Origin of the sequence: Streptomyces sp. NPDC060064, assembly GCF_042736455.1 — a bacterium.
Classification (GTDB): Bacteria; Actinomycetota; Actinomycetes; order Streptomycetales; family Streptomycetaceae; genus Streptomyces.
The window spans coordinates 82340-105296 of sequence record NZ_JBHWWF010000033.1; the positions used below are offsets into that span (position 1 = coordinate 82340).

At 69.7% G+C, this 22957-nt stretch carries 21 protein-coding genes, 1 other RNA gene and 1 pseudogene; 4 read left to right on the top strand and 19 right to left on the bottom strand.

Going from position 1 to position 22957, the window contains the following annotated elements; translation table 11 throughout:
• Nucleotides 1-11 precede the first annotated feature (11 nt).
• The 8 genes and pseudogenes from ACFWDI_RS31605 to ACFWDI_RS31640 all read right to left on the bottom strand — a co-directional run.
• Entirely contained in the window at nt 12-293 is a 282-nt protein-coding gene (locus ACFWDI_RS31605; protein ID WP_326650212.1) for an HU family DNA-binding protein, read from the bottom strand.
• A 313-nt stretch (nt 294-606) separates the two neighbouring features.
• A complete protein-coding gene (locus ACFWDI_RS31610) occupies nt 607-2040 on the bottom strand; it encodes an NAD-dependent malic enzyme (protein ID WP_385309253.1) in 1434 nt (477 codons plus the stop codon).
• A 492-nt stretch (nt 2041-2532) separates the two neighbouring features.
• Nucleotides 2533-4899 (bottom strand): HelD family protein, encoded by a 2367-nt coding sequence (locus ACFWDI_RS31615; protein WP_385309283.1) that lies wholly within the window; start codon nt 4897-4899, stop codon nt 2533-2535.
• A gap of 91 nt (nt 4900-4990) precedes the next feature.
• On the bottom strand, nt 4991-5833 hold the full coding sequence (locus tag ACFWDI_RS31620) for an anti-sigma factor family protein (RefSeq protein ID WP_385309255.1): 843 nt from the start codon (nt 5831-5833) through the stop codon (nt 4991-4993).
• Nucleotides 5830-6417, bottom strand: a complete 588-nt coding sequence (locus ACFWDI_RS31625) for a sigma-70 family RNA polymerase sigma factor (protein WP_108148995.1) — start codon at nt 6415-6417, stop codon at nt 5830-5832. The genes ACFWDI_RS31620 and ACFWDI_RS31625 overlap by 4 nt, the downstream gene beginning before the upstream one ends.
• A 131-nt stretch (nt 6418-6548) precedes the next feature.
• Entirely contained in the window at nt 6549-7154 is a 606-nt protein-coding gene (locus ACFWDI_RS31630) for a CGNR zinc finger domain-containing protein (protein WP_385309257.1), read from the bottom strand.
• A 133-nt stretch (nt 7155-7287) separates the two neighbouring features.
• On the bottom strand, nt 7288-7617 hold the full coding sequence (locus ACFWDI_RS31635) for a hypothetical protein (protein ID WP_385309259.1): 330 nt from the start codon (nt 7615-7617) through the stop codon (nt 7288-7290).
• 102 nt (nt 7618-7719) lie between these two features.
• Nucleotides 7720-7923: pseudogene (locus ACFWDI_RS31640) on the bottom strand (GNAT family N-acetyltransferase); the annotation flags it as partial.
• A gap of 197 nt (nt 7924-8120) precedes the next feature.
• Between ACFWDI_RS31640 and ACFWDI_RS31645 the strand changes: the two are divergent.
• Nucleotides 8121-8702: a DUF1772 domain-containing protein gene (locus ACFWDI_RS31645; RefSeq protein ID WP_385309261.1), complete on the top strand. Its 582-nt coding sequence runs from the start codon at nt 8121-8123 to the stop codon at nt 8700-8702.
• Here ACFWDI_RS31645 and ACFWDI_RS31650 read toward each other — a convergent pair.
• The 6 genes from ACFWDI_RS31650 to ACFWDI_RS31675 all read right to left on the bottom strand — a co-directional run bounded on the left by ACFWDI_RS31650 (nt 8651) and on the right by ACFWDI_RS31675 (nt 16560).
• The gene (locus tag ACFWDI_RS31650; RefSeq protein ID WP_385309262.1) at nt 8651-9790 is read right to left on the bottom strand and encodes a uroporphyrinogen-III synthase; all 1140 of its coding nucleotides are present in this window, start codon (nt 9788-9790) and stop codon (nt 8651-8653) included. The genes ACFWDI_RS31645 and ACFWDI_RS31650 overlap by 52 nt on opposite strands.
• 125 nt (nt 9791-9915) lie before the next feature.
• The gene (locus tag ACFWDI_RS31655) at nt 9916-11277 is read right to left on the bottom strand and encodes a nitrate/nitrite transporter (protein WP_385309264.1); all 1362 of its coding nucleotides are present in this window, start codon (nt 11275-11277) and stop codon (nt 9916-9918) included.
• A 106-nt stretch (nt 11278-11383) separates the two neighbouring features.
• On the bottom strand, nt 11384-12577 hold the full coding sequence (locus tag ACFWDI_RS31660) for an acyltransferase (RefSeq protein WP_385309266.1): 1194 nt from the start codon (nt 12575-12577) through the stop codon (nt 11384-11386).
• Nucleotides 12574-14697 (bottom strand): glycosyltransferase, encoded by a 2124-nt coding sequence (locus tag ACFWDI_RS31665; RefSeq protein WP_385309285.1) that lies wholly within the window; start codon nt 14695-14697, stop codon nt 12574-12576. The genes ACFWDI_RS31660 and ACFWDI_RS31665 overlap by 4 nt, the downstream gene beginning before the upstream one ends.
• A 75-nt stretch (nt 14698-14772) precedes the next feature.
• The gene (locus tag ACFWDI_RS31670) at nt 14773-15315 is read right to left on the bottom strand and encodes a hypothetical protein (RefSeq protein WP_385309268.1); all 543 of its coding nucleotides are present in this window, start codon (nt 15313-15315) and stop codon (nt 14773-14775) included.
• A 291-nt stretch (nt 15316-15606) separates the two neighbouring features.
• A complete protein-coding gene (locus ACFWDI_RS31675) occupies nt 15607-16560 on the bottom strand; it encodes a LysR family transcriptional regulator (RefSeq protein WP_385309287.1) in 954 nt (317 codons plus the stop codon).
• A 95-nt stretch (nt 16561-16655) separates the two neighbouring features.
• On the opposite strand from ACFWDI_RS31675, the gene ACFWDI_RS31680 reads away from it, so the two are divergent.
• On the top strand, nt 16656-17987 hold the full coding sequence (locus ACFWDI_RS31680; RefSeq protein WP_385309270.1) for an MFS transporter: 1332 nt from the start codon (nt 16656-16658) through the stop codon (nt 17985-17987).
• 91 nt (nt 17988-18078) lie between these two features.
• Complete coding sequence (locus tag ACFWDI_RS31685) at nt 18079-18504, top strand: hypothetical protein (protein WP_385309272.1); 426 nt, start codon at nt 18079-18081, stop codon at nt 18502-18504.
• A gap of 109 nt (nt 18505-18613) precedes the next feature.
• Here ACFWDI_RS31685 and ssrA read toward each other — a convergent pair.
• The 5 genes from ssrA to ftsE all read right to left on the bottom strand — a co-directional run bounded on the left by ssrA (nt 18614) and on the right by ftsE (nt 22469).
• Nucleotides 18614-18998, bottom strand: a transfer-messenger RNA (tmRNA) gene (ssrA, locus tag ACFWDI_RS31690).
• Nucleotides 18999-19106: 108 nt separating this feature from the next.
• The gene (gene smpB, locus ACFWDI_RS31695) at nt 19107-19586 is read right to left on the bottom strand and encodes an SsrA-binding protein SmpB (protein ID WP_385309274.1); all 480 of its coding nucleotides are present in this window, start codon (nt 19584-19586) and stop codon (nt 19107-19109) included.
• A gap of 18 nt (nt 19587-19604) precedes the next feature.
• Complete coding sequence (locus ACFWDI_RS31700; protein ID WP_385309276.1) at nt 19605-20762, bottom strand: S41 family peptidase; 1158 nt, start codon at nt 20760-20762, stop codon at nt 19605-19607.
• 67 nt (nt 20763-20829) lie between these two features.
• A complete protein-coding gene (gene ftsX / locus ACFWDI_RS31705; RefSeq protein ID WP_385309277.1) occupies nt 20830-21747 on the bottom strand; it encodes a permease-like cell division protein FtsX in 918 nt (305 codons plus the stop codon).
• A gap of 32 nt (nt 21748-21779) precedes the next feature.
• Nucleotides 21780-22469, bottom strand: a complete 690-nt coding sequence (gene ftsE / locus ACFWDI_RS31710; protein ID WP_327323917.1) for a cell division ATP-binding protein FtsE — start codon at nt 22467-22469, stop codon at nt 21780-21782.
• Nucleotides 22470-22719: 250 nt separating this feature from the next.
• On the opposite strand from ftsE, the gene ACFWDI_RS31715 reads away from it, so the two are divergent.
• A complete protein-coding gene (locus ACFWDI_RS31715; RefSeq protein ID WP_362690189.1) occupies nt 22720-22914 on the top strand; it encodes a hypothetical protein in 195 nt (64 codons plus the stop codon).
• Nucleotides 22915-22957: the final 43 nt, after the last annotated feature.

Genomic DNA, 22957 nt, shown 5'->3' on the forward strand with positions numbered 1-22957 from the left:
TGCCTCGGGGCTTACTTGCCCTTGGCGGCTTCCTTGAGCTTGGAGCCCGCGGAGACCTTCACGCTGTAGCCGGCCGGGATCTGGATCGGGTCGCCGGTCTGCGGGTTACGAGCGGTGCGAGCGGCACGGTGGGTGCGCTCGAAGGTCAGGAAGCCGGGAATGGTGACCTTCTCGTCGCCCTTGGAGACGACCTCGCCGACGACCTCGGCGAGAGCGGCCAGTACAGCGTCGGCGTCCTTCCGGGTCACCTCGGCACGGTCGGCCAGCGCGGCCACCAGCTCACTGCGGTTCATGTTGTTACTCCCGTGTTCTTCTTGCCTGTGAGGCGTGAGATCGAAGCCGATGCTGCCAGGGCCCTCGGACAGTCCCCGGACCCGGGTCTGCTGTCAGACCCTCGCGCCCGAATACGCATCCTGCCCCCACCAGCGGCGGGAAAGCCAATCCGGCACCCTCCGGAGTCACACGAAAAGCGCCACTGCCTCGTCGTGGTGACGTTCCGTCTACTCGTCGGAGACTCCACGGAGCCGCAGAGCCTCGAGCGCGGGGCTCATGGTCCGTCACCCTAGAGCCGCATTCCCGGCCCCGCGACCCGCGACGCGCCGTACGTCAGGACGACGTGGGGCCCGTCACAGCCGCGCCGGCCGCCTTCGCGGCGTTGCGTACCGCTCCGGCGACCGCTCCCGCGACCTTGTCGTTGAAGACGGACGGGATGATGTAGTTCGGGTTGAGTTCGTCCTCGGTGACGACATCCGCCAGCGCCGCGGCCGCGGCGAGCATCATCTCCGTGTTGACGGTACGGGACTGGGCGTCCAGCAGACCGCGGAAGACGCCCGGGAAGACCAGCACGTTGTTGATCTGGTTGGGGAAGTCGGAGCGGCCGGTGGCGACAACTGCCGCCGTCTGGCGGGCGATTGCCGGGTCGACCTCCGGGTCGGGGTTCGCGAGCGCGAAGACGATCGCGCCGTCGGCCATCGCCGCGACATCCTCCGCGCCCAGCACGTTCGGGGCCGACACGCCGATGAAGACGTCCGCGCCGACGACCGCTTCCTTGAGCGTTCCGGTGACACCCTCGGGGTTGGTGTTGTCGGCGATCCAGCGCAGCGGCGAGTCGGGCGCGGCGGCCACCAGGTCCGCGCGGCCCGCGTGCACCACACCGTGGATGTCGGCGACGACGGCGTGCTTGACGCCCGCCGCGATCAGCAGCTTCAGGATGGCCGTACCGGCCGCGCCGGCGCCGGACATGACGACCCGTACGTCCCCGATGGCCTTGCCCACCACGCGCAGCGCGTTGGTCAGCGAGGCGAGGACGACGATCGCGGTGCCGTGCTGGTCGTCGTGGAAGACCGGGATGTCCAGGGCCTCGCGCAGCCGCGCCTCGATCTCGAAGCAGCGGGGCGCGGAGATGTCCTCGAGGTTGATGCCCGCGAAGCCGGGGGCGATCGCCTTGACGATTTCGACGATGGCGTCGGTGTCCTGGGTGTCGAGACAGATCGGCCAGGCGTCGATGCCGGCGAAGCGCTTGAAGAGGGCCGCCTTGCCCTCCATCACCGGGAGCGCGGCCATGGGGCCGATGTTGCCGAGGCCGAGGACGGCGGAGCCGTCGGTCACCACTGCAACGGAGTTGCGCTTGATGGTGAGGCGTCGGGCGTCCTCGGGGTTCTCGGCGATCGCCATGCAGACCCGCGCCACGCCCGGCGTGTAGATCATCGAGAGATCGTCACGGTTGCGGATGGGGTGCTTGGACTGCATCTCGATCTTGCCGCCGAGGTGCATCAGGAACGTACGGTCGGAGACCCTGCCGAGGACGACGCCCACGATCTTGCGCAGCTCTTCGACGATCTCGTCGGCGTGCGCGGTCGAGGTCGCTGCGATCGTAACGTCGATCCGCAGCTTCTCGTGGCCGGAAGCGGTCACATCCAGGCCGATCACAGAGCCGCCGGAGGACTCCACGGCCGTGGTGAGCTGGGAGACCGCGGTACCGCTCGCGGGGACCTCCAGCCGGACCGTCATCGAGTACGAGACGCTGGGCGCCGTTGCCATGACCGGGTTCCTCTGCTTTCGCTAGCTTCATTGCCATGCGGCCGCGGCTCATGCCCGGCGACGCTTTCCGATGGTCGCACCTACCTGCGAGTAGCAGGTAATAGTGGTCATTTAGTTTTCGGAAACAGCTTTCCACCATACGAGATAGGGCTGTCCCGGCGGAAGCCCCCAATGAAACAGGTCCGCGCCACCTTCCGGTGACGCGGACCTGTCTCTCGTACGAAAAGGTGGCACCGACCCGCCATGCTCGCCTCGCGGCAAGTGGTCGCTCGCAGCGACGAAGGTTGGGCCCGGGGGCTTGGATCGAGCCGGTGCCACAACCAGGCTAACACTGTGTTTTTCCCGGGGGACGCCCCCGGACCAACAATCCCGGTAGGCGATTCCCGCATCGCGGGTTGCTCGGAATCAGTACGGATCAGCGTCCGTTCAGTCCCGGGCCGGCGTCGGACCGGCCCCCCATCAGTCCCGGACCGGCCCCCCATCAGCCCCGGATCAGTCCCGCAGGAGGTCAGGCACACCGTTCGCGTCCGGCTCGTCGCGCCGGTCCGAGACCACCGTCAGCTGCTGGGTCGCCCGCGTCAGCGCCACGTACAGCACGCGCAGCCCGGCCGGGGACTCGTCCGCGATCTCCGCGGGCGAGACGACGACGGTCGCGTCGTACTCCAGTCCCTTCGCCTCCAGCGAGCCGAGCGCCACCACGCGCTCGCCGAGCCCGGCCAGCCAACGTGCCGCCTGCTCGCGCCGGTTCATCGCGACGACGACACCGACCGTGCCGTCCACCTGGTCCAGCAGGCGCTTCGCCTCCGCCCGTACGGCCGCGGCCCGGTCACCGTCCCGCACCACCGCGAAGCGCGGCCGTACGCCCGTGGAGCGGACCGCGGACGGCGACTCCATGCCCGGCATCGCCAGCGCCAGCACCTTGGCCGCCAGCTCGGCGATCTCGGCCGGATTGCGATAGTTGACGGTCAGCTCGAAGCGGCGGCGCGGACGGCTGCCGAGCGCCTCGTCGCGTGCTTCGGCCGCCTCGTCCGGGGACGACCAGGACGACTGCGCCGGATCGCCGACGACCGTCCAGGTGGCGTGCCGGCCGCGGCGGCCGACCATCCGCCACTGCATCGGAGTCAGGTCCTGCGCCTCGTCGACGATGACATGCGCGTACTCGGTACGTTCCTGCGCCAGCCGCTCGGCACGCTCGCGCTGCGACTCCTGGCGCTGCGGCATCAGCTCCTCCAGACCGGTGAGCTGGTCCAGCGGGTCGAGTTCGCGCTTCCTGCGCGGACGGGCCGGGGTGCCCAGCAGTGTCCCCAGCTCGTCCAGCAGGGCCACGTCGTGTACGGAGAGAGGGCCTCGGCCGTCGTCGCCGAGCCGCCGCAGGGAGCGGGCCAGCCGGCGCACCTCGCCCGGGTTGAGCACCCGCCGCGCCCACCGGCCCAGCCGCCGCTCGTCGGCCATCGCGACGAGCACGCCGCGCGGCGTCAGCTCCGGCCACCACGCGTCCAGGAACTCGATGAAGCTGTCCTCGCCGCTGATGTCCTCGTCGAAGGAGGACCGCAGCTCGGCCGCGAGCTCGGGGTCGCCGAGCGAAGAAGACGCACCGCGACCCGCGGATCCGGACTTCGACCAGAGGGCGTCCAGCAGCAGCCTGCGGGCGCGCGGGCGCAGCAGATTGACCGGGGTGGTGCCGCCGAGGATGTTGTGGCGGATGCGATGGAGCTCGTCGGCCTCGATCTCGAGGCGGCGGCCGAAGGCGACGACGCGCAGCCGGTCGGGCGCTCCGGACGGGGCCTGGGGCTCCTCGCCGAAGGCGAGCTGCCCCGTCGGCTCCACCGCGGGTCCCGACAGCTCCAGCGCGCCCCGCGCGGCATGGCGCAGCACTTTCAGCATCCGCGAGGAGCCCTTGATCCGGGCCACGGCCGGCTCGTCGTAGGCCGTGGCCTCCGCGCCGTCGACCAGACTGCCGACCGCGCGGATCGCGACCTGCCCCTCCTCGCCCAGCGAAGGCAGCACGCCCTCGGTGTACGCGACGAGCAGCGGGGTCGGCGAGACGATGAGGATGCCGCCCGCGTATCTCCTGCGGTCCTGGTAGAGCAGATACGCCGCCCGGTGCAGGGCCACCGCGGTCTTGCCGGTCCCCGGGCCGCCCTCGACATACGTCACGGAAGCGGCCGGGGCGCGGATCACCAGATCCTGCTCCGCCTGGATGGAGGCGACGATGTCACGCATCGAGTGGCTGCGGGCCTGTCCGAGCGCCGCCATCAGCGCGCCGTCCCCGATGACCGGGAGCGCGGCGCCGTCCAGCGTGGCGGTCAGCTCCGGGCGCATCAGGTCGTCCTCGACGCCGAGGACCTTGCGGCCCTTGGAGCGGATGACCCGGCGGCGTACCACCCGGCCGGGATCGACCGGTGTCGAGCGGTAGAAGGGCGCGGCGGCCGGGGCCCGCCAGTCGATGACCAGCGGCGCGTAGTCGGAATCGAGAACGCCGATACGGCCGATGTGCAGGGTCTCGCCGATCTCGGCGGTGTTGTCGGCACGTACGGCGTCGTCGGCGGGCTCGACCGAGGTGTACGCCCCGTCCGGGCCCTTCTCGCCGTCCTTGCCGTACAGCAGGTCGATCCGGCCGAAGAGGAAGTCCTCGAACTCGTTGTTCAGGCGGTTGAGGTGCACACCGGCCCTGAAGACCTGGGCGTCCCGCTCGGCGAGCGCGCCGGGCGTGCCGACCTGGCCGCGTTTGGCGGCGTCGTTCATCAAGAACTCCGCCTCGTGGATCTTCTCCTCGAGGCGGCGGTACACCTGGTCGAGATGTTCCTGCTCAACACCGATTTCACGGTCCCTGACCGTGTCAACGGCGGATTCGACCATGGAATCAACAGCGGCATCCTGCGCGGCCACCGAGGCCCCCTTCTGACGTGCACTGGGCAGCCGTCAACCGTACGCGAAGGGGGCGAATCTGTCAGGCTTCGACCTCCACCAGTCGCTTGCCGTCAAACGTACGGACCTCGAAGTGGTCGATGTCGTTGCGGTCCATCGCCGCGCCGCCATGGACGTAGAGCGGGTTCTTGCCCAGGGCGTTCGGGCTGTTCGCGATCCCGTACCCCCACTTCGGCACCGCCCAGGAGGTCACGACCTCCTGCTCGCCGGTCTTGGAGACGGCGACCAGGTTGCACTTCAGCGGACCCTTGACGTTCTTCAGTTCGAGAACGGTGTGGGTGCCCCAGGCCTTCTTCTCCATACCGACGGTCGCGCTGACCTTGGTCGTCGCGTCCGTCGCCCGGACCTTCTCGTCCATGTGGTTGAAGAAGGCGTCCTCGGCGGGACTGGTGGGGTGCGGGTCGGTGCCCGCGCCCGCCTCGTTCTTGGTGCCGGTGTCGTTCGCCGTGACGACGACCGCGACGGCGGGACCACCGATGATCAGCGCCGCGGCGGCCGCGACCAGATACATCCCGCGCCTGCGCTTCTGCGCCCGCTTGGCCGCGACCTCGTCGAGCAGTCCGCCGAGCAGCTTCGGGCTGGGCGCCTTCGGCACCACGGGAACGGGCCTCGGTGGCGGGAATTCCGCCCCCGGCATGGCGTGCAGACCGGGCATGCTCAGCACATTCGACTGCTGGACCGGTGCCGGGGCCTCCGCCAGCATGGCCAGCATCGGCTCCATCCCGGAGAACTCCTCGAGGTGGGCGGCGCAAATGTCGCAGCCCGCCAGATGCGCCTCGAAGGCGGAGGCGTCCGCGTCGTCGAGAATGCCGAGCACGTATGCGCCGACCGCATCGTGTACGGATTCCTGCTCATACATGGTCATGCCGTGACCCCCCTCTCCTCCAGAGCGAGCTTCATGGAACGGAGTGCGTAGAACACACGGGACCGCACCGTCCCGCTGGGTATGCCGAGCGTTTCGGCCGCCTCATTGACCGTACGGCCCTTGAAATACGTCTCGACCAACACTTCCCTGTGGGCGGGCGTCAAATCATCGAGCGCATCTGAGAGCGTCATCAGCCACAACGCCTTGTCGATCTCGTCCTCCGCGGGCATGACCTCCAGCGGCGACGGATCGACCTCCTGCGGCCGGGCCTGCCGGCTGCGGTGACCGTCGATAACGATGCGGCGTGCCACCGTCACCAGCCAGGGTCGGACAGAGCCGGTCGCTCGGTTGAGCTGACCGGCGTTCTTCCAGGCACGGATGAGCGTCTCCTGCACCACGTCCTCGGCGCGCTGGCGATCGCCGGCGACGAGGCGCAGTACATAAGCAAGCAAAGGTCCCGCATGTTCGCGATACAGCGCGCGCATGAGTTCCTCGTCAGGTGCTGAGGAGTCGATGCGTGGCTTCTCGCTGCGATGGCGGGCCCTTTGCGGACGGTCATCGGCCACGGCCGCATCCTTGCGCACCTGAACCTCCCGGTCGAGACCCTGATTTCGGCTGACTGCTTCTCCCCCATCACTACGGGGACCACAGACGCATCACTCAACGCACAGCCAAAAAACTTTCAAGATCTTTTACGGCGGCCCCGGGAGGGGTCTCAGGCCCTCGCCACGGCGGCCCTGCGGCGGTGCCTGGCGACCCGCTCGCGGTTCCCGCACACCTCGCTGGAGCACCAGCGGCGCCGCCGTCCCCGCGAGGTGTCGAGGTAGACGCGGCGGCAGTTGTCGCCCTCGCACCGCCGCAGCCGGGCCCGGGAAACCGGGTCGGTCAGCAGCTCCACGGCGTCGCGGGCGACGGCGGCGAGCAGCGCCTCGCAATCGGGCGCGGCGCTCAGCGTCCGTACCAGCGAGCCGTCCGGGGCGCGTACGGCTCTGACGCCGGGCGGCCGCCCCGCGGCGAAGACATTGACGCGCTCGAGAGCGAACTCGGCGCAGCGGCCCTCGATCTGGGCCCGCACCAGCTGCCCGACACAGTCCCGCAGTTCGACGAACCTGGCCGCCCAGTGGCCGTCGACGGCCGCGAGCGGTGTCCCGGCGGGCACCAGCCCCGCCCCCACCAGCCACTGCCCGAGCCGTCCGGCCTCCGCCAGCGGCTCCTCGGCGCCGGAGGCCATGCCGGAAGCCGTCTCCGAGGTCGCCACCAGGTCCAGGCAGATGCGCCCTGAGTCGAACCGCCAGTCGTACGAGCCCATGCCCGCCGTCATGCGCCTGTCACCGCCTCGGGGTCTCGGAGCTTGTCTCGGAGGTTGCCGGTGGGAGCCGTTCCCTTTCAGAGTGCCCGTCCGGAGGCGCGGCCGGAACCCCTCCTCCTGCCCGGTCCGGCCGCGTTTTCCGGCGTCAGTGGCGTGCGATGCCCGGAGCGATGTCCTCGTACCGGTCGACGTGGTGCTCGGCGTACGGCCCGCCAGGCGTCGTGGCGCGTGCGGTGGGCGCTGTCGACACGGCCGCCGGCTTGCCGCAGAACGCCGCCTCGAGCGTGCGAGCCCCCTCGGCAGCCGAAGTGGCGCTCTTCGCGGCGGAAGTGGTGCCCTTCGTGGCCGAACTGGCGCTCTCCGCAGCCGTCGTGGCTGATGCGGCCTGCGCGGGGACTGCCAGCAGAGACAGCAGGACCGCGCCCAACGCCGTACCTCTGCCGACCATGCCTGTGCTCACCGTGCCTGAGACCATCTGGCTGTTCTCCATTCCGGTGCGGGCCGCGCCGCTGATGCGGACGTCGGCGACATCATTACGCGCCGGACACCCGGACAGGTTGCATGAGGGAGGTGAACTTCAGGGCGTGGGTGGGTCGTTGTGCAGAATCCGCTGGAAGAGGCGGTGGTCACGCCACTCGCCGTTGATGTGCAGATAGCGCGAGGCCGTGCCGATGACCTCGAAGGAGCACTTGACGAGGACCCGTTGGGAGGCGGCGTTGTCGAGGAGGGTGCCTGCCTGGATGCGGTGCAGGCCGAGCTCCTCGCGGGCGGCCCGGCAGACCCCACCGCCTCGGCGAGGCGTGCGGCGTCGTCCGGGCCGTCGAGGCTGAGGCGGACATGATCAGTGCTCATCCTGCGTACCGTAGACGCCCGCACCGTAGACGCCCCCACCGCAGACCCCTGCACCGTAGACGCCTGGACATGGGGTTGCGACGCTCGCCCATGGAGAGGGTCCACTGCCACCGCTTGACTGATGACATGACGCAGAACAAGGCAGAGGACAGGGCAGAGATCAGAGCGGAGAGCAGGGCAGCCGGCGGGAGCGCTCAGGCCGTCCTCGGGGCGGCGACAGTGGCCAATGGCCTGGTCGCGGGCGTCTGGTACGCGTACGCGACCTCCGTGATGCCGGCGCTGGCGCGCAGCGACGACCGGATCTACATCGAGGTCATGCAGAACATCAACGAGGTGATCCAGAATCCCGCCTTCTTCGCGGGCTTCTTCGGTGCGCTGATCCTGGCCGCGGTCGCGGCCTGGCAGCAGCGCCGCTCCCCGGCGCGCAGGTGGGCGGTGGCGGCGCTGGTGCTGTACGCCGCGGTGCTCTTGGTGACCACGGCGGTGAACATTCCGCTCAACGACGGGCTGGCGGCAGCCGGTGACCCGGCCCGGATCGCCGATCCTGCCGCCGTGCGCGAAAGCTTCGAGGACCCGTGGGTCGCCTGGAACGTGGTGCGCCTGGTGCTGTCCACGGCCGCGCTTGCCTGCCTGTGGCGGGCGACCGCTCTCGTACGTCAGACGTCGGAGTACTTGGTGTCGGCAGCCGGGTCCAGCGCCAGCCGGTAGCCGCGTTTGACGACGGTCTGGATCAGCTTGGGCGCGCCCAGCGCCGTACGCAGCCGGGCCATGGCCGTCTCGACGGCATGCTCGTCCTTGCCCGCGCCCGGCAGCGCGCTCAGCAGGTCGGAGCGGGAGACGACCCAGCCGGGGCGCCGGGACAGGGCGCGCAGCAGGGCCATTCCGGCGGGCGGCACCGGGCGCAGGTCGTTGTCGACCAGGACGGCGTGGCCGCGGATCTCGATGCGGTGTCCCGCGACCGGCAGCGTACGGGCGCGGGAGGGCAGCTCAACGCCGAGCAACTGGACGAGCGGGCCGAGCCGGAAGCGCTCCGGCTGCACCGTGGTGACACCCACGGCCTGCAGCGGCAGCGCGGTGACCGGCCCCACGCAGGCCGCCAGCACATCGTGGTCGAGTGCGCGCAGCAGTTTGGGGAGCAGGCCGCGGGTCTCGGCACGGGAGAGCAGCGAGGCGGCGGCCGGGGCACTGGTGAAGGTGACGGCGTCCAGGGCACGGGAGACGGTCGCGTCGAGGAGCCGGTCGAGCGGACCGAGATCCTCCGGCGCCATCCACCGGTAGACCGGTACGACGACGACGTCGGCGCCCCCGGCCCGTAGCGACTCGACGAATCCGGGCAGCGGCTCGCCGTGCAGCTGGAGCGCGATGCGGCGGCCGTCGACACCCTCCCCCAGCAGCCGGTCGAGAACTTCGGCCATGGATTCGGAGGCCGGGGACCACTCCTCGGTGAGCCCTGCGGCGCGGATCGCGCCCCTCACCTTGGGCCCGCGGGCCAGCAGCTCTACACCGCGCAGCCGGGTCAGCAGTTCCTCGCCGTACCCCCAGCCGTCCGCGGCCTCCACCCAGCCGCGGAAGCCGATCGCGGTCGTCGCGACCACGACATCGGGCGCGTGATCGATCAACTCCTTGGTGGCGGCGAGGAGTTCGGCGTCGTCGGCGAGCGGGACGATACGCAGGGCCGGGGCATGCAGAACGTCGCCGCCGCGGCGCCGGAGCAGCGCGCCGAGCTCGTCGGCGCGCCGGGCGGCGGTGACGCCGACGGTGAATCCGGCGAGGGGCCCGTGCTGATGGTCTTGCATGTGATCGTCCCTACTCTGTCCCACCCTGTACGGATGTGGCGGCCGAGCCTGCCAACGGTGCGTGACAGGCTCGGTTCGCCCACATTTCCCAGCCGTTACGGCGAGTCCCTCCGGTGTCGTCCCGCTCACACCCGGGCGTAGCCGAGCTGCGGTTCTGCCTCAGCCGCCTCGGCTGCCCCAGCCTGCACAGGGGTGGCGGCGGGCCGGCGAAGGTATACCGCCCAGGTGACCACCGAGCACGCCGCGTAGAAGGCGAGGAAGGCGATGAAGGCGCTGGTCCCCGTCCCGGCGGTCAGGTAGGACTGCCGGAAGGCGAGGTTGATGCCGAGGCCGCCGAGCGCGCCCACGGCGCCTATCAGTCCCATCGAGGCCCCGGACAGCCTGCGGCCGTACGCGCCCGCCTCCTCGCCCGTCATGCCCTTGGCCAGCGCCTTGGCGTTGAAGATGCCGGGGATCATCTTGTACGTCGAGCCGTTACCGAGCCCGGTCAGTACGAACAGCGCGATGAAGCCGACGAGGAAGACGCTCAGGGACTCCTTGACCGAGGCGGCGACGACCACTCCGGTCGCGGCCGCCATGGCCACAAAGTTCCACAGGGTGATGCGCGCCCCGCCGAACCGGTCGGCGAGCAGACCGCCGACGGGCCGGATCAGTGAGCCGAGCAGCGGCCCGATGAAGGTGAGCGACGCGGCCTGCAGCGGCGTACGGCCGAACTGCGTCTGCAGGACGAGGCCGAAGGCGAAGCTGTAGCCGATGAAGGAGCCGAAGGTCCCGATGTAGAGGAACGCCATGATCCAGGTGTGGGCGTCACGGACCGCCTCCTTGGCCGCTCCGGTGTCGTTCTTCACCGGCGCGAGGTTGTCCATCCACAGCGCCGCACACACCGCGGCCACCACGATCAGCGGGATGTACACACCCAGCGCAATGCGCGGATGGGTCGCCCCGGCCGTCCCGATCACCAGCAGGCCCACGAGCTGCACCACCGGCACCCCGATGTTGCCGCCGCCCGCGTTGAGCCCGAGGGCCCAGCCCTTCTTGCGGAGCGGGAAGAAGGAGTTGATGTTCGTCATCGACGAGGCGAAGTTGCCTCCGCCGACGCCGGTGAGCGCCGCGACCGCCAGGAAGGTGGTGTACGAGGTCCCGGGCTCCATGACCGCGTACGCCGCGCCGGTCGGCAGCAGGAGCAGCAGCGCGCTGAAGATGGTCCAGTTGCGGCCGCCGAAGCGGGCGACGGCGAAGGTGTACGGCACCCGGATCACCGCACCGACCAGCGTCGCCGTGGCGATCAGGAAGAACTTGCCGGCCGGGTCGATGCCGTACTGCGGCCCCATGAAGAGCACCATCACGGACCACAGGGTCCAGATGGAGAACCCAATATGTTCACTCAGGACGGAGAAGGCGAGATTACGCCGGGCGATCTTCTCCCCCGTCGCTCGCCAGAAGGTCTCGTCCTCCGGGTCCCACTGTTCGATCCACCGGCCAGCCATCACGTGCCTCCACGGTCCTCGGGTCGTGGAAGCGACGTTATGGACGGCGCGTTTCGGTCCAGGTGGCGTGAGGTGACCGGTAGGCAACCTTGCTCTCACCCGGCGGTCAGCGCCGGTGTGAGCCGTCCTTCGCCCTACGGGCGCCGGTCGGCCACAGTCGCGGCTTCCGTTTCGCCGCCAGGTCCTCGACCCAGCCCACGGTCACGATCATCAGCCCGATCAGCGGCCAGACCACCACGAACATCAGAGGTGTGTACGTAGCTTCCAGTACGCCACCCAGGTGGGCGTCCACGAAGGGGATCTCCCACAACAGGTCGAGCAGCGGGATCGTCGCCATGATCAGGGTGTTGTGCCAGAGGTAAATCGTCACCGCTCGGTTGTTGGACAGCGTGACGTACTTGTCGAGCCGGGCGAGCCCGCCCGGGAGCTGCTGCCAGGACGGGGAGTACTGCAGCAGGATCACCACGAAGCCGAGCGACCAGGTGGCCTGGGCCAGCGGTATGTCGTTCAGGTCCCAGCCGTCCACGGTCTGGTGGCCCGAGGCCCACCACAGGCCGAAGGCCATCACCAGCGAGGAGCAGGACAGCGCGAGATGGCGCGGGATCTGCTGCAGCAGGCCCTCGTGGTGGGCGAAGCCGAGGACCCAGCAGGCACCGAAGGTCGCGAAGTCGACGATGGCGGAGCCCGTCTCGCCGGGGATCCTCACCAGGTCGGTGCCCACCACGGCGCACAGGGCGACCGGGGCGAGCAGCGTCGCCCACGGCACCTTGCGGAAGGCCCACAGCAGCAGCGGCGACGCGATCACGAACCAGAGGTAGGTGCGCAGATACCAGAGCGGTTCGCCGGCCTGCACCGCCCAGGTGGTCTCCACCAGGCCTGACTTGTCGCCGAGGGACCAGGGGAACGGCGGGGCGCCGACCGGGAAGAGGTAGTTGAGCAGGTCGGCCCACCACCACAGGCCTTCCTTCTTGTCGGGCTTCCAGCCGCCCAGGAACATCATCGGCACAAGGACCGCCGCGAACGCCCACAGCGGTGGCAGCAGCCTGCGGATACGGCCGCGGATCACCCCGAGCGCGGGCCGCGACAGCGAGCGCGCCATCAGCGAGCCCGCGAGCGCGAACATCACACCCATGGACGGGAAGAGGATCGTCAGCCAGGCCCAGCCGAAGATGTGGTAGACGACGACGCGGACCAGCGCGACGGAGCGCAGGAGGTCGAGATAGCGGTCGCGGCCCGGGCGCGGAGCCGGCCCGGCGGCTGCCAGGTCCGGCGCCGCGGCGGCCGTGGAGCTGTGGCTCACGCGACCGGCCTCCGGTCCTCACTGCTGCGCCGCTGGCTCGGTATCACTCCGGGCGCCTCCACCGTTCCCGTACGCCGCAGCTTCTGCCAGCGCAGCCGGCCGCCGGTCAGTGCCGTGATCCAGGACTGGAGCAGCACGACGTACATCAGCTGCCGGTAGAGGAGCTGCTGGAGTGGCAGCGAGATCAGATGGATCATGCGCTCGCGGTCGAGCCGGAAGGCGTACGCGGCGCAGACGAGCTGGATCGCGAGGACGCCGAGCCAGGCGACGATCGTCTTCTGAGTGGGGCCGAAGACCAGCCCGTACAGCAGGAAGACGTCGATCAGCGGGGCCAGCAGCGGCGCGAGGACCATGAAGAGGGAGACCAGCGGCAGGCCCACCCGGCCGAAGCGGCCCGAGGGCCCGCGTTCCACCAGGGCGCGGCGGTGCTTCCAGATCGCCTGCATGGTGCCGTACGACCACCGGTAGCGCTGGGACCACAGCTGCTGCACGGTCTCCGGCGCCTCGGTCCAGGCACGGGCCCGCTCGGCGTAGACGACGCGCCAGCCGTCGCGGTGCATGGCCATGGTGATGTCGGTGTCCTCGGCGAGGGTGTCCTCGCTCATGCCGCCGACGCGCTCCAGGGCCTGGCGGCGGAAGGCGCCGACCGCGCCGGGGATGGTGGGCATGCAGCCCAGCAGGTCGTACATCCTGCGGTCCAGGTTGAAGCCCATCACATACTCGATGTGCTGCCAGGCCCCGATCAGGCTGTCGCGGTTGCCGACCTTGGCGTTGCCCGCGACCGCGCCGACGCGCATGTCGCCGAAGGGCTGCACCAGCTCGCGCACGGTCGACGGCTCGAAGACGGTGTCGCCGTCCATCATCACGACGATCTCGTAACGGGCGTGCCGGATGCCGTTGTTGAGGGCTGCGGGCTTTCCGGAATTCTCCTGGCGCACAACGCGGACGTTCGGCAGCCGCAGCGCCTCGACGATGTCCGCGGTGCCGTCGGTGGAGCCGTCGTCAATGACGAGGACCTCGATGGGATGGTCGCTCGCCATCAGCGAACGCACCGTATTGGCTATGCACTCGCGTTCGTTGTACGCGGGGACGAGCACGGACACGGGTCCGGTGATCGGCGGGCCCCAGCTGAAGCCGGGCCTGCGCACCTTGCGGGCGTGCGCGAAGGAGAGCAGCAGCATCAGCGCGAAGCGCGCGAAGACCAGCACACCGATCGCGGCGAGGCCGACGACCAGGACCTCGGTGGTGTTCTCCGAGAAGGCGACGGCGGCGACGAATGCCTTGCCCTTCCACAGCTCGGGGCCGGTGACGGCGGTGTGGGCGCTGGGGGCGCCGAGCGCCTCGGTGAGGTTCGCGAAACGGTAGCCCCTGGCCTTCATCTGCGGCAGGAAGCGGTCCAGGGCGGCGACGGTCTGGGAGCGGTCGCCGCCGGAGTCGTGCATCAGCACGATCGAGCCCTGGGTGCCCTTGGGCGTGGCCTGCCTGATGATCGCGTCGACGCCGGGGCGCTTCCAGTCCTCGGAGTCGGTGTTGTTGAGGGCGGTGATGTAGCCGCGGCTGCCGATGTACTGGGTGACCGGCCAGGACTTGTTGTCCATGGCGTCCGAGAAGGAGGAGTACGGCGGCCGGAAGAGGGACGTACGGATGCCTGCCGCGCCCGCGATCGCCAGCTGGTTCTGCGAGAGCTCCCAGTCGATGCGGTCGGTGGACTGGAAGGAGAGGTCGGGGTGGTTGAAGGTGTGCAGACCCACCTCGTGCCCCTCCCGCACCATCCGTTCCACCAGCTCGGGGTGGCGGGAGGTCATGGTGCCGGTGACGAAGAAGACGCCGTGCGCGTGGTACTTCTTCAGCTTGTCCAGCACTTTCGGCGTCCAGACGGGGTCCGGGCCGTCGTCGAAGGTGAGCACGAGCTGCTTGTCGGGGATGCGCAACGCCTTGGGCGCGGACTTGCCGCGGGCGTCGATGACCGGTCCGCCCTCGAGGATCTGGTCGGGGACCTGGTCGGTGGGCGCCGGCGGACGGACGCGGTGGTCGGCGAGGATCTCGCTGTGCACATAGCCGCGCAGCATCAGCATGGCGAGCAGCGCGACGAGGAAGACCACGGGCAGCAGATAGCGCATGGGCAGTCTGCGCCGTACGGAGCGCCGGGCTCTCCGACGCTGTCGCGGGGCCCGGTTGCTGGGGAGTGTCATGTGTTAGAGCGCGCCTTCTTGCATGGGTGGCTCGGTCGGACCGCCGGTCGGACCGGGGTCGGGCGGCGTGGGAGCGGTGGGGCTGCCGTCGGGCTCGGGTCCGGGATCGCTTCCTCCGCCGCCCGGGGAGGCGGACGTGGAGGGCCCGCCGGGAACCGGAAGGCCGCCGCCATTGGAGGGCTTGGGCGATACGGAGCCGGAGGCCCCGGGACCCGGTGCGGCCGGCCCTCCGACGGAGCTGCCGTTCGACGCACGGCCCGACGGCTGCGGCAGCACGGCGCCGTTGGAGTCGGTCGGGGTGGGAGCGCCGGGTACGCCGCTGGGGGTGGCCGCCACGGAGGCGCCGTCGGTGGGGGCGGGCTGTATCTCGACCTTGTCGGTCTGCTCCTTGCCCTGCTGGCCGATGCCGGGCAGCCAGGGCGCGCTGGAGTTGCCGCCGACGAGGGCGGCGACGAGCGTCACGGCGTAGCAGGCGCAGGCGATCGCGAGGACCCAGCCGAGGCGACGGAACTTCTTGCTGCGGCGGCCGCTCTCATCGACGAACACCGGTCCGTCGGAGCCCTCCTGGGCGGCCGGCTCGGGCGGTAGATCCCCCAGTATTCGGCCAAGCCCGTCCAGTTGGACAGTGACTTCGTACGGCTCATGAGTATGACCGATACGGGAATCTTCTTGCCAATTATCCACAGTTGTACACACACCCCCACCTGGCTGAAATACGAGCGCGCATACGACTGACCAGTGTTCGCCGGACCGGGTCCCCACCCAATCCGAACGCCCCCTACCTCATGCACCCGGACCCAGAATGTAGCGCACACCGATGACACTCGTGCCCTTGTGTCAGTTGTTGTCACAGATCAGCGACATGTCACATTCCGGCAACCATCCCGATGGGTCCCATTCCAGCCAGCTTTCTTGCGCGGCGAGTTCGGCGGCCGCCGCTCGAAGCGCGTCCACTCCGGGGTGGCGCGATCCTTTGCGCCACACCAGCGAGAGCGGTGACAGCGGTACGGGGTCGACGATCGGGCGCAGCACGGTGTCCGGCATGGCCGGAAAGTCCACGACAGCCAGGACCGGGTTACGCGTCTTGGCCATCACCCTCCGAAACTCCTCAGCACCGATCGCCACGGGCGCGGGCGGCGCGATCGCGATCCCTCGACCCGCGAACAGCCGCCGCGCCAGATCCGTCCACTCCAGCGTGCGCGGATTGCCCGCACCGGCATATACGGTCTCGCCCGCCAGAGCGTTCAACGGGATCCGGGGCATTGTGGCGAGGGGGTGGTCGTGCGGCAGCAGTACAGCCATCGGCTCGTACCGCACGGGCTGGTGGGACAGGAGCGCCCGTATGCCGGGCTCGAGCCCGGCGAACCGCCCGAAGGACACATCGAGCCGACCGGCGACGATCTCGGCGGCGGCGCCGGTCAGCCCGCTCTCGAAGCGGGCCATCAGCTCGCACTCCGGGGCGAGTTCACGGGCCAGCGCCAGCACCCGGCCGGACGCCATGCCCTCGCTGTTGAGGTCGACGAGGAGCGGCCGGGACGCGCCCGAGGCGGCGGCCAGCAGATCGTCCTGGGCCTGAAGCACCCGCCGCGCGTACGGCAGCAGCCGCTCGCCGTCGGCCGTGAGGGTCACCTGGCGGGTGGTCCTTACGAACAGCTCGACGCCCAACTCCCGCTCCAGCCGCCGGATATCGCGGCTGAGGGCCTGCTGCGCGACATACAGCCGGGCAGCGGCACGGGTGAAGTGCAGCTCGTCGGCGACGGCGATGAAGGCGCGGAGCAGCCGGGGGTCCATGTCCTGGGGCACGCGGTGAATTTACAACGTGGGTGCGTCAATGGGTGCCGAGCAGGTGTTGGACGCGGCGGGAGCACCGCGGCGAGGGTTGCCCCATGCCGCAATCAGACAATCAAGCCCCGCCGGCGTTTGAGGCGCGGGGCCCGGGGCGGAGCCCCGGTTACGGGAAGCGGCGGGGTGGGGGAAAGTCCCGCCTCGCGCCCTACCTCCGGCTCTTCGAGCCGCACGGCGCCACCCGGACCCCGCGGCACAACCCCTACGCCCGGCTCTTCGCGACCCCCGGCGCCCGCGCCTTCACCCTCGGCAACCTCATCGCCCGCCTCCCCATGGGCATGTTCAGCGTGAGCGCCGTCATCATGATCGCCGGGTCGCGTGGCTCGTACGCCCTCGCCGGAGCCGTCACCGCGACCGGCCTCGCCGCCACCGCCCTGGTCGCGCCGTGGACCGCGCGGCTCGTGGACCGGTACGGGCAGGCCCGTATCGCCGTGCCCGCCACCGCGCTCGCCGCGCTCGGCTCGCTCGCGCTGCTGCTGTGCGTACGCTTCGGCGCGCCCGACTGGACGCTCTTCGCCGCGTACGCCGCGACCGCCAGCACCCCCAACACCGGCGGCATGTCCCGCGCCCGCTGGGCCCATCTCCACAAGGGCGACGCGGCCGCGCTGCACACCGCGAACTCCTTCGAGCAGGCCGCCGACGAGCTGTGCTTCATGCTCGGCCCGGTGCTCGGGGCGTTCCTGTGCTCCGCGCTCTTCCCCGAGGCGGGCACCCTGACCGGTGCGGTCCTGCTGCTGACGGGCGTACTGATCTTCGCGGCCCAGCGCTCCACCGAACCGCCGGTGGCCGCGCGCTCGACGCACGCCGGATCCCCGCTCCGTACGCCGGGAATGCCCGCGATACTCTCCGTCTTCCTCGCCACGGGAGCGGTCTTCGGCTCCATGGAGGTCGTGACGATCGCCTTCGCGGACGACCGCGGGCATGCGAGCGCCGCGGGCGCGGTGCTCGCGCTCCAGGCGGCCGGATCGTGCGCGGCCGGCCTGCTCTACGGCTCCGTACGCCCCGCCCGCAGCCTTCCGCGCCGCCTGCTGACCTGCATCGCCGCGATGACGGCGCTGATGTCGCTGCCGCTGCTCGCCGCCGCCACCGGCTCGCTGCTCACGCTGGCCGGCGCGCTGCTCCTGGCCGGGATGGCCACGGCCCCGACCATGGTCACCGGCATGACGCTGGTGCAACGCCTGACCCCGGAGGGCCAGTTGAACGAGGGCATGACGCTCGCGGTCACCGCGCTGCTCGGCGGCATAGCGGCCGGCTCGGCGACGGGCGGCTGGACGGTGGAGCACGCGAGCGCACCGTACGGATACGTGGTGCCTCTCTCGGCGGCCGCGGTCGCGCTGCTGCTGTCCGCAGCGGCGAAGGCCCGGCGGCCCTGACCCCAGCCCCCGGGCGGATACCGCCGCGGACCGGGCGATACGCTGCACCGCCCCCGAAGCGGGGGCCTGTGTTCCGCTCAGGGGAGGGCCCATGGCCATCAAGAAGGCAACCATCCAGCAGCAGGTGGCCGCCGCCATCGCGCAGGCCAATCCGGCCGACCGGCCCATCGTCACCATCCAGGCCATCGCAGGCCCCAGTGTGTGGCTGATGAGCATGCTCGGCCTCATAGGCCAGGCGTTTCTGACGTACTACTTCATCACCGTGACCGAGCAGGCCGTGGTCGTCCACAAGGCGGGCCGGATGAGCAATCGCCCGCAGGAGATCGCTTTCGCACTTCAGCCGGCCGAAGTCGTCGGAATGATCGGTGACGTCAAGCGCAATGCCGTCTGGAGCTCGTTCCGCTTCCAGCTGCCCGGGCAGCCGCAGCCGACCCGGATGAATGTGCACCGCATCTGGCGCACCGAGATGGACCACCTGCTCGGGCTGCTGACCGGCGGCCACCAGCCCGCGGCCTGAGCCGCGGCAGGCACGTCCGCGTACACGGCCGTGCACACGCCTGTGCACGGCCGTATGCACGACAAAGGCCCGGCTGCCGTAGCAGCCGGGCCTTCGCCTCACATGGGAATTGTGGAGATGGCGGGAATCGAACCCGCGTCCAACGGTGCAGAAACAGGGCTTCTCCGAGCGCAGTTCGCTGCGATTTTCTCGGCCCCGGAGATCACGCGAACAAGTCTCCGACGGGCTCAGTCACTGTTTGATTTCCCTCTAAGCCCCGTGACCGGGCTTAGAGGTTTAGTCCCCTAGCTGATGCCAGGATCCGGGTCGGGAACAGCCCCGGGCTGACACCCGAAGGCCTTCGCTAGCTGCTAATTAGGCAGCGAGCGCGAAGGCGCGGGAATCGCTCTTGGAAGTGGCGATTATTGGTTGCGACATATGGTTTACGAGATCATTGCCGCTTCCTCGGCTCGCTTCCCCTGCTTCGACATCCGCTGTCGAAACCGATCATCCCCATGTTTATTTTTCAAGGTGGTGCTGGTGGTACACACCCCGTGAGGGGCAGATGCCATCGTACGTGACCAACGCACGACCGTGCCAGCATATTCCCCCGCGCCCACGGCTCAGGCCCGCTGACGCCGCTTCGCCGCCGAGATCACGCGGTCCGTCTCCCGCCGGTCCTGCTTCTCCCGCAGCGTCTGCCGCTTGTCGTACTCCTTCTTGCCCTTCGCCAGCGCGATCTCGACCTTGGCCCGGCCGTCCTTGAAGTACAGCGCGAGGGGCACGATCGTGTGCCCCGTCTCCTGCGTCTTCGACGCGAGCTTGTCGATCTCGGCGCGGTGCATCAGCAGCTTCCGCTTGCGCCGCGCGCTGTGGTTGGTCCACGTCCCCTGGGTGTACTCGGGGATATGCACGTTGTGCAGCCACGCCTCGTGGTCGTCGATCTGGACGAAGCCGTCCACCAGCGAGGCCCGCCCCTGGCGCAGCGACTTCACCTCGGTACCTGTCAGCACGAGACCGCACTCGTAGGTGTCGAGGATGTGGTAGTCGTGCCGCGCCTTCTTGTTCTGCGCGATCAGCTTGCGCCCTGTTTCCTTTGCCATAGTGCGGTCATTTTCGCACTACGACCCTCCCCCGAGGCCACTCAATACCGTCTGGGCCCGTTTCTCGGCCCCTTTGCCCGCCACCAGGTCCGGTGTGATGCCCCGGCCGTCGACGCTGTGGCCCGCCGGCGTGCGGTAGTGGCCGACGGTCAGCTCGGCGACCGAGCCGTCGGGAAGGCGGCTGGGCATCTGGACCGAGCCCTTGCCGAAGGTGCGCGACCCCACCGTGATCGCGCGGCCGCGGTCCTGCAGCGCCCCGGTGACCAGCTCGGCGGCGCTCATGGTGCCGCCGTCGACGAGCGCGACCACCGGTCGCTCGGTGTTACCGCCTGCTGCCGCGTACAGAGCACGCTGCTCGCCTCGTATGTCGTACGTGGCGACCAGGCCGCCGTCGAGGAAGGCGGAGGCGGCGGCGACGGCCTCGGCAACCAGGCCGCCGGCGTTGCCGCGCAGATCGAGCAGAACGCCGGCCCCGGCGGGAGCGGCCCGGACCGCGTTCCGTACCTGCGCGCCCGAGCCCTTGGTGAAGGAGGCAACCTTGATCATCACAGCCCCGTCGGCGAGGTTGCGGACGGTGACCGCCTCGGTGGTCAGTGTGGTGCGCAGCAGTGTCTCGGACCACCTCCGACCGGCGCGCTCGAGGCCCAGGACCACGCTCGTACGGTTGCCGCCGCGCAGCAGCGCCACGACCTCGGTGACGGGACGCTTGTCGACGTCGATGCCGCCGACCGTACGGAGCCGGTCGCCGGCCTTGATGCCCGCCTTGTCGGCGGGCCCGCCGGGCTGGACCCTGGCCACCTCCACACGCCGGTCGGCGGTGCGTCTGGCCCCGAGGCCGACGCCCGTGTACTCGCCGTCGAGGGCCTGCTCGAACTCCTCGTACTCGCTCTTGTCGTACACCGCGCCCCAGCGGTCCCCGCTGCGGCTGACGACGTCCTCGGCCGCTTTCGTGCCGGACTTGCCGTCGGCCATCGCCTCAGCGGCGGCCCTGGCGACGTCGTCGCGGTCGACGGTCGCGGCAGCGGCGCGGGCGGCAAGGGGGCGGGGCGTTTTCTCGTCGTCGCGCGGCAGGCCGTCGGTGGCGGCCGCGGTGGCGAGCACGCTGGCGAAGACCAACGTCAGGGCCGCCCCGCGGCGGATGCGGCGGGGCCGAGGGCAGAACTCCGGGCCCGGCATGGCGCCCACTCTAGGACAAGCAAAGGGCGCCGTACGGCCGTTGGCCGTACAGCGCCCGGGGCGCTTGTCACACCTTGAGGTACTTGCGCAAAGCGATAAAAGCGGCCATGGCGGGCATCAGCAGCCCGATCGCGATCACCAGCGGCAGCTTGGTGACCACCGCGTCCCAGCCGATGAAGTTGACCAGCTGCATCTTCTGGGAGAGCGCCAGACCATGGTCGATCAGGAAATACCTGCCGACGAGCAGCATGGTGGAGGCGACCAGACCGCCCAGCAGACCGGCGAAGGCGGCCTCCATGATGAACGGCATCTGGATGTAGAAGCTGGATGCTCCCACAAGTCGCATGATGCCGGTCTCACGACGGCGGCTGAACGCCGACACCCGCACGGTGTTGACGATCAGCATCAGCGCAATCACCAGCATCAGCGCCATCACGAAGAGCGCGGCGACATTCATGCCGTTCATGAGGGAGAAGAGGTTCTCCAGGATGTTGCGCTGGTCCTGGACGGACTGCACACCGTCCCGGCCGGCGAAGGCGGTCGCGACGACCTTGTACTTCTCCGGATCGTCCAGCTTGACGCGGAACGACTCCTGCATCTGGTCCGGCGTGATCGTGGAGGCGATGGGGGTGTCGCCGTACTGCTCCCGGTAGTGCTTGTACGCCTCGTCGGCCGACTCCTTCTGGACGGTGTCGACGACATCCATCTTCTTGAGATCGGCCTCGATCTGCTCCTTCTGCTGCGCGGTGACGGCACCCTTGGCGCACTTGGGCGAGGTCGCCGCGTCGTTCTTGTTGCAGAGGAAGATCGAGACGTTGACCTTGTCGTACCAGAAGTCCTTCATCGTGCTGACCTGCTCGCGCATGAGCAGCGCACCGCCGAAGAGGGCGAGCGAAAGGGCTACCGAAACGATGACGGCGAAGGTCATCGTCAGATTGCGGCGGAGACCGACGCCGATCTCCGACAGGACGAACTGGGCGCGCATGGCGAGCTTTCAGCCTTTCAGTCTGTACGGGCTCAGTGCTGGTAGCCGTAGACGCCGCGTGCCTGGTCGCGTACGAGACGGCCCTTCTCGAGCTCGATGACGCGCTTGCGCATCTGGTCGACGATGTTCTGGTCGTGGGTCGCCATGATCACGGTGGTCCCGGTCCGGTTGATCCGGTCCAGCAGCTTCATGATGCCCACGGAGGTCTGCGGGTCCAGGTTTCCGGTCGGCTCGTCCGCGATCAGCAGCATGGGGCGGTTGACGAAGGCCCGCGCGATCGCGACGCGCTGCTGCTCACCACCGGAGAGCTCACCGGGCATCCGGTCCTCCTTGCCGCCGAGGCCGACGAGGTCGAGGACCTGGGGCACGGCCTTGCGGATCTCACCGCGCGGCTTGCCGATGACCTCCTGCGCGAACGCCACGTTCTCGGCGACGGTCTTGTTGGGGAGGAGGCGGAAGTCCTGGAAGACGGTGCCGAGCTGGCGGCGCATGTGCGGCACCTTCCAGTTCGACAGCCGGGCCAGGTCCTTGCCGAGGACATGCACCATGCCCTGGCTGGCGCGCTCCTCACGCAGAACAAGGCGCAGAAAGGTCGACTTTCCGGAACCGGACGAGCCCACGAGGAAGACGAACTCCCCCTTGGCGATGTCGAGCGACACATCGCGCAGGGCTGGGCGGCTCTGCTTGGGGTAGGTCTTGGAGACGTTGTCGAATCGGATCACGGGTGCACCACGGTCGGCCGGGGGTAGGTGAGCGTGACACTACGCGAAGGAGCCTGGCGCTCGCAGTCGACGTCGCGGGGTTGCGCATTTTGTCCCGTAACGGAACGGGCGTAATCCGGGGCGGCGCGCCGAAACGCGCGGGAGCTGGCACAGTGGTAGGGGAACAGTTGCGTTTCCTTGAGCGTTGGCGGGAGAGAACTGTGCTTACGGTCCGCACCTGCGGCTCCGGCGCGCGGGAGGAGGAGAGCGCATGACCTACGACCGATTGGTGTGCGCCAACTGCGCGGCCCCGGTGAACGAGGGCCGATGCCCGGTATGCCGGGCGAACCGCGAGCGGCTGCAGCAGGAGGGCCCCTTCGGCGGCCTGAACCCGGTGGCGCTGCTGACCCTGCTGGTGGTGCTGATAGCGGCGCTGGCGCTGCTGGCCGCGCACCAGACCGCGTAGACAGACATACGTAAGAGGAGGGCCCGGGACGCTGTAGCGTCCG